This window comes from Sphingomonas sp. Ell38C01, assembly GCF_055231975.1.
Genome location: NZ_JBUYVA010000001.1, coordinates 3,297,629 through 3,310,010 on the forward strand (window position 1 = coordinate 3,297,629; position 12,382 = coordinate 3,310,010).

The window sequence follows — 12,382 nt, forward strand, 5'->3', positions numbered from 1 at the left end:
CGTGGATCTCCGGCCAAGTCCGGGATGACGACATGTGGAGCGAGGACCCAGCCTATCGCCGCGCTGCGCGACGCAACGCGTCAAGATCGATCGCATGGCGATTGACCTTGTAGTAGAAGGTCTTGCGCGGCAGCCCGAGCGCCGCCATTGCGACGCTGGCGTCACCGCGCGCGTCCGCCACCGCGTCGCAGATCAACCGACGCTCGAACGTGGCGACCTGGTCCGCGAGCGGTTCGCCCGACGGCGGCGGCGCTTGTTCCTGCGACGAGTCGAGCCCGAGCAGGACGCGCTCCGCAAAATTCTCCAGTTCGCGGACATTGCCCGGCCAGTCATGCTCGATCAGCCGCCGCCGCACGGCAGTGGTAAGATCGGGCACCGCGCGCCGCAGCCGCGCCGCAGCCGTGCCCAGCAGGTGCGCGAACAGCAGCGGCACGTCCTCGCGCCGTTCGCGCAACGGCGGCACGCGCAGCTGGACGGGGGCGAGGCGATAGAACAGCCCGGGCGCGATCCCGTCGCTACCGCTACCGGTCGACACCAGCCGCAGGTCGAGCGGGGCGGTGTCGCGCACTCCCGCAGGCCGCGCCGCGCGCGTCTCCGCGATCTCCACCAGCCGCGCCTGCAAGGCCGGGCTGGCGCGGTCGACATCGTCGAGCAGCAGCGTGCCCCGATGCGCCTGCCGCACCCGCCCCTCTCCGCTCGCGCCGGTGCCGTACAGGTCCGCGTCGATCAGCGCGTCGGGGATCGCGGCACACGTGACGGTGACGAAGGCGTGGCGCGCACGCCGCCCCCCGCGATGGATCAACCGCGCGATCAGGTCCTTGCCCGTCCCCGATTCGCCCTCGACGAATACGTCGATAGCGGCGTCGGCGAGCATCGCGATCGTCTCGCGCAGCCGAACGATCGCGGGTGAGCGCCCGACCAGCGCCGAGTCCGTGGGTGCCTCGACCAGCGCACGCAGCCGGCGGTTGTCGAGCGCGAGCGCGCGGGAGGTGAGGCCGCGCCCGATCGCGGCGACGATCGCGTCGGGATCGAACGGCTTGGTCAGGAAATCCCAAGCCCCGGCGTGCAGTGCCTCCACCGCCATCGCGACGTCGCCATGTCCCGTGACGAGGATGACGGGCAGGTCCGCATCGCGCGCGCGGATCGCGTGGAACAGTTCGATCCCCGACATTTGCGGCATCCGCACGTCGGTGACGACGACACCCGCGAAATCCTCCCCCAGCGCGGCCAGCGCGGTCGCGGCACGATCGAACGCCAGAACCGTATAGCCCGCAAGCGCCAGCGTCTGGCGCATCGCCTCGCGCAGGTCGTCGTCGTCGTCGACGAGCATCACGGTGCGGGCCTCGTCCGCGATCATGCCGCGCGCCTCAGCGTCAGGTCGAACCGCGCGCCGCGATCGGACGGCACCAGTCGCAGCGCGCCGCCCATGTCCGCCATGATGTCGTGCGAGATGACGAGCCCGAGCCCCAGCCCCGCCGCGCGGCTGGTGACGAACGGGGTGAAGATCCGCGCCGCCACCTCGGGGGCGACGCCGGGGCCGTTGTCGCACACCGACACCGTCACGCTGTCCGCCGCGACCGCGACGTTCACCGCGATGCGCGGATCGGGGTGCGCATCCAGCGCCTCGACCGCGTTCTGGAGGAGATTGACCAGCACCTGTTCCAGCCGCACCCGCCCCGCCATCACGACGAGATCGGGGGAAATCGGCGCGACCATCAGCGTCACCTGCGACAGCCGCTCACGCAGGATCAGCGTCGCGCCGTCGATCGCGGTGGCGAGCGGCAGCGCGACGACACCGTGCGTGCCCTTGCGCGCGAACCCGCGCAGCTGGTCGGTGATCGCGCCGATCCGCTCGGTCAGCCGCCCGATCGCGGCCAGGTTCTCCGCCACCGCGCCGGTATCGCCCTGATCGAGGAAACGCGCGCCGTTGGCAGCATAGGCGCGGATCGCGGCGACCGGCTGCGCGGTCTCGTGCGCGACGCTCGCGGTGACCTGCCCCAGCGTGGCGAGCCGGTTCGCCTGTCGCAGCCCCTCGCGCAGCCCGTCCGCACGCGTCTCCAAAGCGGCCCGCTCGGCGATCTCGCGACGAAGTTCGGCGGTGCGTTCGGCGACCAGCGACTCGAGCCCCGCAGTCCGCGCCCGTGCCGAGGCGACGCGCTCGCGGTAACGCCGCCGCCGCTCGATCCACGCCCAGATCCCCACCGACAGCGCGAGCGTCGCCAGCAGCGCGGCGAGCTGTGCGGTCCGCACCCCTGCGGTGATCCCCCGCGTCGGCACCAGCAGGTCGAGCCGCCACGCATCATCCATGGCCGGCAGCGCCACGCGCACCATCGGCACCCCGCCAGCGACGCTGGCGAGCGACACCGGCGCGCCCGGATCCTCGACCCTGAGCGGCAGCGGCGCGAGCGTCCCCGCCCCGGTCTGGTACGCGGGGATCAACGCCGCCCGCCGGGCGGGCGCCAGCGCGCGTGTCACGGCGAAGCGCCAATCGGGACGGCTCGTCACCAGCACCACGCCGTTCGCGTCGGTGGCGAAGGTGATCCCGCCTGCACGCCGCCACGCCGCCTCCACGCGGTCGAATTCCAGTTTCACGACGACATAGCCATACGTCCGCGCCCCCGCCGTCCGGGTCCGCTGGACCAGGTACAGCCCCGCGCGGCGGCTGACGGTGCCCATCGCGAACTGGCTGGCACTGCCGCGTGCGACCGCTTCGCGATAATAGCGGCGGAAGCGATAGTCGGTGCCCACGAAACTGTCGGGCGTGCGCCAGTTGCTCGCGGCGATCGCGCGCCCTTCCGCATCGAGGACGTAGAGCACCGCCGCCCCCGTCGTCCGCGCCAGCGCTTCCAGCTTCGCGTCGAGCGTGCGTCGGGCCGAACTCGAACGATCGAGCGCCGCGAGCAGATCGACATCGCCGGCCAGCGCGACGGGGAGCAGCCGGAAGCGACGGATCTCGCTCGTCAGCAGCGCGCTGCGCAGCTGGCCATCGGCGCGCGCGCCCTCCGCCAGCCGGGCAAGCGCACGGCGCTGCGCGATCTCGCCGGTCACGACCACGACGAGCAGCGACAGAAGCACCGCCGCGGCCACCCACCCGAATCGTCGTAGCGACGCCATCGTCATCATGCGACGGTACGCCCGCACGCCAGTGTGTGCAAATTGTTGCACGCATGCATCCGTCGCATGTCAGAATGCACACGTCGCAACCGTCACGCTCACCTTTACGTCATTGTTTTTTCTCGTTTTTGGCGTTTCCGGGATTTCGATTGGCCGCCGCGACGCGCCATCGCATTGTCCTGACATAGATCCGGCCGCTCGAAGCCGGAACGCCGACCAGAGGATGAAAGGCTAGACCATGCTGCAACCCGCCACCCACATTCCAGCAACCGGAGGGCCCGTCGTGCGCCGCCCCTGGTACGCGCATCTCTATGCACAGGTCCTCGTCGCGATCGTGGCGGGCGTGCTGCTCGGGCATTTCTATCCGTCGGTCGGCGAGTCGATGAAGCCGGTCGGCGACGCCTTCATCAAGCTGGTGAAGATGATTATCGCGCCGGTGATCTTCCTGACGATCGTCACCGGGATCGCGGGCATGCGCGATCTGGCGTCGGTCGGTCGCGTCGCGGGCAAGGCGTTCGCCTATTTCTTCTTCTTCTCCACGCTCGCGCTCATCATCGGGATGATCGTCGCCAACGTGGTGCGGCCGGGCGCGGGGCTCAACATCGATCCCGCCACGCTCGATACCAGCAAGATCGCGGACTATGCCGCCAAGGCGCACGACACGACGCTGACGGGGTTCCTGACCGGGATCATCCCCGACACCTTCCTGTCCTCGATGACGGAGGGCAACATCCTCCAGGTGCTGTTCGTGTCGATCCTGTTCGGCATCGCGCTGGCGATGATCGGCGATCGCGGCGACAAGGTCCTGACGCTGCTCGAGGACATCTCGATCGCGTTCTTCAAGCTCGTCTCGATCCTGATGAAGGCGGCGCCGATCGGCGCGTTCGGCGCGATGGCGTTCACGATCGGCAAGTACGGCGTCGGCAGCCTCGCCAATCTCGCGATGCTGGTCGGCACCTTCTATCTGACGGCCTTCCTGTTCGTCGCGGTCGTGCTGGGCGTCGTCGCGCGGCTGTGCGGCTTCTCGATCTTCAAGCTGATCGCGTATCTGAAGGGCGAGCTGCTGCTGGTGCTCGGCACCTCCTCGTCGGAAAGCGCGCTGCCGTCGCTCATCGAAAAGATGGAGCGCGCGGGCTGTCCCAAGGCGATCGTCGGGCTGGTCGTGCCGACCGGCTATTCGTTCAACCTCGACGGCACCAACATCTACATGACGCTGGCCGCGTTGTTCATCGCGCAGGCGTGCAACGTCGACCTGACGCTCGGGCAGCAGCTCCTGCTCCTGTCGGTCGCGATGCTGTCGTCGAAGGGGGCGGCGGGGGTTACCGGCGCGGGGTTCATCACGCTGGCCGCGACGCTGTCGATCGTTCCGTCGGTGCCCGTCGCGGGCATGGCGCTGATCCTGGGCGTCGACCGGTTCATGTCGGAATGCCGCAGCCTCACCAACTTCATCGGCAACGCGGTCGCCACCGTGGTCGTCTCGCGCTGGGAAGGCGCGCTCGACCAGGATCGGTTCGATGCGGCGATGCGCGGCGAGATGCCCCGTATCGACCGGATGGACGCAAGCGCCATTCCCGCCGAGTGACGCTGCCCGGCGCGCCGCACGTCGGCGCGCCGCCCTGTCCTTTCATCGGAAAGACACGCGATGTCGACGATCCCGCTCCGCGCCACCACGCTGGCGCTCGCCGCGCTTGCCACCCCTGCGCTCGCGCAAACTCCCCCTTCCGAAGCCGGCCAGACGCGCAATCCCGCGTCCCCGATCGTCACGTCCTATCCGCAGGGCGCGGCGGGTGACGGCGCAACCACCGGCGGCTACAACCTGTCGCGCTGGGCCGAGGACTGGCGCGGGATGCGCGATTCGAAGAAGCGCGACGACCTGCTCGACCGGCTGAAGTTCCTGCCGATCGACCGCGACGGCGACGTCTATCTGACGCTGTCGGGCGAGGCTCGGTTCCGCATCAACCACACGACCAATCCCAATCTGCGCGACCTGCGCGCGCAGCGGCAGGACATCACAAGGCTGGTCGCGGGCGCGGACCTGCATGTCGGCCCGCACCTGCGCGCCTATGGCGAAGTCGCGCATGGCGGCATCTCGGGCGTCGAGCTCGGCGTGCCCGCCGCGACGCTGCGCAACGATTTCGTCGTCCAGCAGGCGTTCGTCGAGGGCGATGTCGATGTCGCGGGCGTGTCGCTGGGCGCGCGCTATGGCCGGCAGGAGTTCACCGACGGCCCCAACCTGCTCGTCTCGCAGCGCGACAACAACACGATCCGCTACACGCTCAACGGCATCCGCGCCTGGGCGCGCGGCAAGACGCTGCGCGCCGACCTGTTCGACCTGAAGCCGACCGCCTATGGCGACCTGGGCGCGGAAGACGACGTCAGCGATCCCGCCCGCCGCTTTTCGGGCGTGACGCTGGGCGTCGTCGTCCCGACGGGCTGGTTCGGCGGATCGAAGCTGTACTTCGATCCCTATTTCTGGCGCCGTCGCAATTCGGTGGGTGCGTGGGGCGGGCGGATCGGGCCGGCGACGCGCTATTATGCGGGCGCACGGCTGTGGGGCGAGGCGGGGGCGCTGACGATCGACTGGACCGCGAACCACCAGTACGGCCACTATATCAACCAGGACATCGACGCCTGGCAGGTATTCCTCGCGCAGACGTACCGCGTCGGCAAGGCGAAGACCGCGCCGCGTGTCGGCGTCCATTTCGATTACGCCAGCGGCGGCGGCGGATATGGCGACGGCAAGCTGCGCAACGCGTACGCACCGTTCGGCAACAACATCTATTACAGCTACCAGCTGTTCCTGACGCCGTCGAACCTGGTCGCGTTCGCGCCCAACGTGACGTTCAATCCGGTCAAGCCGGTGCGCGTCACCGCCGAATACCAGCTGACATGGCGCGACAGCGTGACCGACGCGGTCTATCGCGCCAACGGCCAGCCTTTCGCGGGCACGCAGAATTTCCGCGCGCGCAAGATCGCCGACGTCGCGCGGTTGCAGGCGATCTGGTCGATCACGCCGCGGCTGTCGTTCACCGGGCGGTACGAGCATCTCTCCGCCGGCCCCGCGCTGACCGATGCCAACTTCAAGAGCTCGGACTTCATCGCCGGCTGGCTCAGCTTCCGCTTCTGATCTCGAAGGACCTTTTATGTCCCGTCATGCCACCGCCCGCGGGCTGCTCGCCAACCCGCTGACCAACAAGGGCACCGCGTTCAGCGAGGCGGAGCGCGATGCGCTGGGCCTGCACGGGCTGCTGCCGCCGCATGTCGGCACGCTCGACAGCCAGATCGCGCGCCGTCGGCGGGCGCTCGACGGGATGCCCGACGACTTCCACCGCTATGCGTTCCTGCGCGACCTGCAGGACAGCAACGAGGTGCTGTTCCACGCGCTGGTCGCCAGCGACCTGCCTCGGATGCTGCCGCTGGTCTACACCCCCACGGTCGGCGAGGGCTGCGAGCGGTTCAGCGAGATCTGGCGGCGGCCGCGTGGGCTCTTCCTCAGCTGGCCGAACCGCCACCGCATCGCCGACATCCTCGCCGATCCCGCCTATGACGGCGTCAAGGTGATCGTCGTGAGCGATGGCGAGCGGATCCTGGGGCTGGGCGATCAGGGTGCGGGCGGGATGGGCATCCCGATCGGCAAGCTCGCGCTCTATACCGCGTGCGCGGGGATCCACCCGTCGCAGGTGCTGCCGATCCTGCTCGACGTCGGCACCGACAATGTCGCACGGCGGGAAGACCCGCTCTATGTCGGCTGGCGCCACGCGCGCGTGCGCGGCGAGGACTATGACGCGTTCGTCGAGACCTTCGTCGAGGCCGCCGCCCGGCGCTGGCCCGACGCGCTGCTTCAGTGGGAGGATTTCGCAGGACATAACGCCTATCGTCTGCTGGCGCGCTATCGCGACCGGCTGCTGAGCTTCAACGACGATATCCAGGGCACCGCGGCGACCGCGGTCGGCACATTATTGTCCGCGGTCGAGGTGACGGGGCGCGCGCTGCGCGACCAGCGCATGGTGCTGCTCGGCGCGGGTGCCGCGGGATGCGGGATCGCCGAGATGCTGGTCCGCGCCATGGTCGACGACGGGCTGGACGAGGCCGCGGCGCGCGCGCGGATCTGGGCGGTCGACTGCGACGGGCTGCTGGTGCGCGGGATGAACGGGTTGACGGAGCCGCAGGCTGCGCTCGCGCGCGATCCCGCCGACCTGGCGGGCTGGTCGCTGGCCGGGTTCGAGACGGTGCATGGCGGCATCAGCCTGCTCGAGACGGTCCGCAACGTCCATCCGACGGTACTGGTCGGCACGTCCGGGCGCGGCGGCGCGTTCGGGGAAGCGGTGATCCGCGCGATGGCCGCGAACACCCCGCGCCCGGTGATCTTCCCGCTTTCCAACCCCGTCTCGCGCGCCGAAGCCGCGCCAGCGGACCTGATGGCGTGGACCGACGGGCGGGCGATCGTCGGCACCGGCAGCCCGTTTCCCGCGATCGACGGCGTCCGCGCAGCACAGGTGAACAACGTCTATGTCTTCCCCGGCATCGGCCTGGGGGCGCTGGCGGCGGGGGCGACGCGGATCAGCGACGGCATGGTGATGGCCGCGGCGCGTGCGCTTGGCGAGATCGGCGCGCGATCGGCCGCGCTGTTGCCGCCGATCACAGACCTGCGCGCGGTCGCCGTCCATGTCGGCGCGGCCGTGGCGCGCGCCGCGATCGCCGACGGCTCCGCCCCGGGCCCCGATGCAGACGACTGGCCCCGGCGGGTCGCGGCGATGATGTGGTCGCCGCGCTATGCCCCGGATGTGGCGACGCTGGCCGCGGCCGCCTGATCGCGGCGTATTCTTTCAGACCGGCTGCACCCCGATCCTTCCGCAAGCGTTATGGCCCGGCCAGGGAGGACTTGCGACCGTGACGACGATTGGAACGCGTATCGACGAGACGGGGACGCTGCTGCGCGACGGCGCGGCGTTCATGCTCCGCCGCGACATGGGCGGACGATACCAGCTCGAGCTGCACCGCGTGCCGGTCGATCACGTCGCCAAGCGCGTCCGCATCGTCGGCACGCTGGTCGATACCGCGCTGGTCAGCGTCGACGGCGTGTCATCGGCATGATCCCCGGGCCGGTCGAAAGTGGGTCCGGATCGACGTTCGGGGGACGCGATCTGCGCCTCCCCGCCCGTTCGTTCCGGATGGAGGTCGAGCGCAATCGAATGCCCGGTCGCGATAGCGGCGGCGGGCGGGATCCGTCCCGACATGGCGTCCGACCGGGTCCGTCGACCTGCAACCGATAAGGCCAGGTGACAAGAACCGGTTCACGGATGAGATCGACGGCCTCCTGCCGATAGCGCCAGACGGTCGTTGGAGCCGGTCGGCCGGCGGCGTTCGCGAGCAGAGCCTGCCGGCACGCGGACGCCTCTATTCCCGACAGAACAGCCAGTCGCTGCGCAGCCACAACGGCGCCAGGCACATCGGGGTCGAGGACAGCGGCAGCACCGTCTCGGCCACCGCGACGCCCAGCGTGTCGCGCATGAAGCGGCGCCTCGCCTGCATCCGCGCCCAGACCGCCGGATGACGCTCGGCAAGCTCCGCCCGCAGCGCCGCGTCGGCGAAGACGACGCTGTCCTCGCAATTGAGCGCCCAACCGTCGCGGATCGGGGTCGGGATCACGTCGACCTGCATGTGCATGCCCGAGCGCAACCGCTCGGGAGAACCCGCGCGGACGGGGCTTGTCGACCATTCCTCGTGCCCTGTCAGATGGCCCGGGTTGAGCAACGAGCGCAGGCCGCCTTCCGCCAGCGTGCCGGTCACCGCATCGAACAGGTCGCCACCCGCCACGCCGATGTCGGCGACCGCGTACCAGCGGACCAAGGCCTTGAAGTAATCGGCCGCCACCGCGACGAACGCATCATCGTCGTCATCGACCAGCCCGGCGCGCGCGGTCAGCCCGCCCCATAGACCGACCGCGGTCGAGACGCCGTCGCCCTTCTCGATCCGGCGAGAGCCTGCGCTCGCCAGCCCGATCACCGGGCCGGTCGTGGCATTGCCGGATGCGAGCATCGCGTGGACGTTGAACGGCTCGCCCCGGTACAGCATCCGGGCCGCGCCCTCCGCCTCGCTGTCGCCGGGGCGCAGCTGGCTGAGGATGTTCCACACCATCTCCGACCCGCGCGCGGCCGCCGCCTCGAAAATCGCGATCTGGTCTGCGTCGATGATCGATCGCTGGCCATGCCCGGGGTGAAGCAGGACGGGGGTACGATCGACGACCGTGCCGGCGACGTGCTCGACCGCGGCAAGATACGGCGCGGGCACGAAGCCGGGCGCCTCCCCCGCGCCGTCCCACTCCTCGGGTTCGAGATATTTCCACCCGATCATGCCGACGCGGTCGCGCTTGCCGATGCCGATCGCGCGTAACACCTCGGTGAGACGCGGGGCCTGGCTGCGGTCCTGACCGGGCAGGCTCATCGTCTGCGACAGGCGGACCTCCAGCCCGGGCAATGGCGAGATGACGGCATAGGGAACGCACTCGTTCCCGGTCACCAGCACGCGGCGTCCCCCGGGCCCGAGCAGCAGCAGCGCTTCCTCGAACCGTGGCTCGAACCCCGACAGGAACATGACGTTCGCCAGATGCTCGCGATCGGCATAGACCACCAGCCAGTCGGTCCCCGCCGCGGCAAGCGCCGCGTCACACCGGGCGGCATAGCGCTCGGCGGGCAGGGCCGGCGGCTCGGGCACCGCGCCGAAATCGGGTATCTGGATTGGCCGGAGCGTGACAGTCATGGTGCGGTGGAACCTTTCAAGGGCTTGCTGACAGCAATATATATGACTTATTGCGGTGTAATCTGGCGATGGCCGAAGGGGCAAGAGCAATGCGCGGTATGATCGGATGGGCGGTGGCGATCCTGGCGGCGGGTCCCGCATGCGCCGCGCTGCCGGGTGCGCCGCAGGATCGCGCGGGCGTGACGCCTTCCCCCTCCCCCGCTGCGGTCACGATCACGCGCGACCGGTTCGGGATCGCGCACATCCATGGCCGGACCGATGCGGATGCCGTATTCGGGATGATCTATGCGCAGGCGGAGGACGACTTCCCCCGGATCGAGCGCAATTATCTGGTCGCGCTCGGCCGGCTGGCGGAGGTCGATGGCGAGGCGGCGGTGTGGACCGACCTGCGGCAGCGGCTGTTCGTCGATCCGGCCGATCTGCGCCGCGACTATGCGCGCAGCCCGCGCTGGCTGCGCACGCTGACGGACGCATGGGCGGCGGGGTTGAACCATTATCTCGCCACCCATCCCGCCGTGCGCCCGCAAGCGATCGGGCGGTTCGAGCCGTGGATGGCGCTCGCCTTTTCCGAAGGCAGCATCGGGGGGGATATCGAGCGCGGAGTCGATCCCGGGGCGCTCGCCGCCTTCTATGGCGGGGCGGCCGGCTCAGGCTCCGGTGCTGCTCCCGCGCTGGCAGATGCAGGGCGGCTGGTCGAGCCCAAGGGATCGAACGGCTTCGCCTTCGGCCCCGGACGCAGCGCGAGCGGCCATCCGCTGCTGTGGATCAATCCGCACACCTCGTTCTTCTTTCGCGCCGAGCAACAGGTAACGAGCGACCAGGGGCTCGACGTGTACGGCGCCGCGACCTGGGGCCAGTTCTTCGTCTATCAAGGTTTCAACCGTCGGCTCGGCTGGATGCACACGTCGAGCGGGGTCGACAATATCGACGAGTTCGCGGTCGAGGTGGCAGAACGAGGCAACCGTCTTCGCTACCGCTACGGTAACGCGTGGCGGCCGATGAAACGCCGGGTGGTGACGCTGTCGGTTCGCCGGCCGGATGGAACGCAGGCGCCGCGCCGCTTCACCACGCTGGCGACGCATCATGGCCCCGTGATCCGCCGCGAAGGCAACCGCTGGATCGCGGTGGCGCTGCTGAACAATCCGCTGGCCGCGCTGGAGCAGAGCTGGCTGCGCACCCGCGCGACGACGCTGGCGGACTATCTCGCGGTCGCCGAGCGCAAGGCGAACTCGTCGAACAATACGATCCTGGCCGCAGCCGACGGGACGATCGCCTATCTGCATCCGCAGTTCGTGCCGGTCCGCGACGTGCGGTTCGATTATACCCGGCCGGTGGACGGCAGCGATCCGGCGACCGACTGGCACGGACTGCACCGACTGGACCAGTTGCCGCAGGTGGTGAATCCGCCGAGCGGCTGGGTGATGAACACCAACAACGCGCCCTGGGCGGCGGCCGGGCCGGGCACGCTGCGGGCCGCCGATTTCCCGCGCTACATGGACCAGTTCGGGGAGAACCCGCGCGGGCGCCATGCGCTGATGCTGTTCGACAACGCGGCGCGCTTCACGCCGCAGACACTGACCCGCGCTGCGTTCGACGGCTTCCTGCCGCTGTTCGACGAACAGATCGGCGGGCTGGTCCGCGGTCATGCCGCCCTGCCCGCGAGCGATCCGCGCAGCCGCGTGCTGGCGGAACCGCTGGCCCTGCTCAAGTCATGGGACCGGCGCTGGGCCACCGGATCCGAGGCGACCTCGCTCGCGGTGTATTGGGGCGAGGCGCTGTGGGCGCGCGAGGGGCCCCGCGCCCATGCCGCGAACGTGCCGTTGTTCACCTACATGGCGACGCGCACCACCGATGCCGCGCGGGTCGAGGCGCTGGCGACCGCGGTCGAACAGATGCGGCGCGATCACGGCACGTGGCGGATCGCATGGGGGCGGATCAACCGCTTCCAGCGGCTGGACGGCGCGATCGCCTCGCGCTTCGACGACGGGGCGCCCAGCCTGCCGGTCGGCTTCACCTCGGGCAATTTCGGTTCGCTGGCGGCGTTCGGGGTCGAACGGCAGCCGGGACGGCGCTGTTTCTATGGCACCAGCGGCAACAGCTTCGTCGCGGTGGTCGAGTTCGCGGCGACCGGCCCGCGCGCCTGGGCGGTATCGGCAGGCGGCGAGAGCGGCGACCCGGCCTCGCCGCATTTCGACGATCAGGCGCTCCGCTACACCACCGGCGATCTGCGTGCGATCGTGCTGGATGCGGAGGGCCTGCGCGGCTTCACGCCGTACCGGCCGGGCGAGGCGCGACCGGCCGAACCGGCGCGGGTGGCCGCGCGAGGACGTGTGTGCGGAGAGCCATGAGGCCTATCGAGATTTGCAGGCCGATGCGGCTGACCGGACAGGTCTTCCCTTCGACGACGCGGTCGGCATCGCCCCGCCCTCGCACCGTGCCGTAAGCGACCATCCACGCCGACACGCCCCTATGGTGATGGAGGCAAAGCGGTCTGTCGTCTGCCGTCGGT

The 12,382-nt window shown here is 69.9% G+C and carries 8 protein-coding genes; 5 read left to right on the forward strand and 3 right to left on the reverse strand.

Annotated features, from left to right (window positions below; genetic code table 11):
- Positions 1–52 precede the first annotated feature (52 nt).
- Both ACV7NO_RS15690 and ACV7NO_RS15695 read right to left on the reverse strand, forming a co-directional pair.
- Complete coding sequence (locus ACV7NO_RS15690; RefSeq protein WP_463406891.1) at positions 53–1,357, reverse strand: sigma-54-dependent transcriptional regulator; 1,305 nt, start codon at positions 1,355–1,357, stop codon at positions 53–55.
- The gene (locus tag ACV7NO_RS15695; RefSeq protein ID WP_463406892.1) at positions 1,354–3,120 is read right to left on the reverse strand and encodes a sensor histidine kinase; all 1,767 of its coding nucleotides are present in this window, start codon (positions 3,118–3,120) and stop codon (positions 1,354–1,356) included. Before ACV7NO_RS15695 ends, ACV7NO_RS15690 begins: the two co-directional genes overlap by 4 nt.
- Before the next feature lie 232 nt (positions 3,121–3,352).
- Between ACV7NO_RS15695 and ACV7NO_RS15700 the strand changes: the two genes are divergently transcribed.
- From ACV7NO_RS15700 to ACV7NO_RS15715, 4 genes are all read left to right on the forward strand, one after another.
- The gene (locus ACV7NO_RS15700) at positions 3,353–4,696 is read left to right on the forward strand and encodes a dicarboxylate/amino acid:cation symporter (RefSeq protein WP_463406893.1); all 1,344 of its coding nucleotides are present in this window, start codon (positions 3,353–3,355) and stop codon (positions 4,694–4,696) included.
- Positions 4,697–4,756: 60 nt separating this feature from the next.
- Complete coding sequence (locus ACV7NO_RS15705; RefSeq protein ID WP_463406894.1) at positions 4,757–6,241, forward strand: alginate export family protein; 1,485 nt, start codon at positions 4,757–4,759, stop codon at positions 6,239–6,241.
- A 16-nt stretch (positions 6,242–6,257) separates the two neighbouring features.
- Complete coding sequence (locus ACV7NO_RS15710) at positions 6,258–7,925, forward strand: NAD-dependent malic enzyme (protein WP_463406895.1); 1,668 nt, start codon at positions 6,258–6,260, stop codon at positions 7,923–7,925.
- 79 nt (positions 7,926–8,004) lie between these two features.
- Complete coding sequence (locus ACV7NO_RS15715) at positions 8,005–8,208, forward strand: DUF5818 domain-containing protein (protein ID WP_463406896.1); 204 nt, start codon at positions 8,005–8,007, stop codon at positions 8,206–8,208.
- Positions 8,209–8,511: 303 nt separating this feature from the next.
- On the opposite strand, the gene ACV7NO_RS15720 is transcribed toward ACV7NO_RS15715, so the two are convergent.
- Positions 8,512–9,873 (reverse strand): M24 family metallopeptidase, encoded by a 1,362-nt coding sequence (locus tag ACV7NO_RS15720; protein WP_463406897.1) that lies wholly within the window; start codon positions 9,871–9,873, stop codon positions 8,512–8,514.
- 89 nt (positions 9,874–9,962) lie between these two features.
- Between ACV7NO_RS15720 and ACV7NO_RS15725 the strand changes: the two genes are divergently transcribed.
- Entirely contained in the window at positions 9,963–12,221 is a 2,259-nt protein-coding gene (locus ACV7NO_RS15725) for a penicillin acylase family protein (protein WP_463406898.1), read from the forward strand.
- The last annotated feature ends 161 nt before the right edge of the window (positions 12,222–12,382 follow it).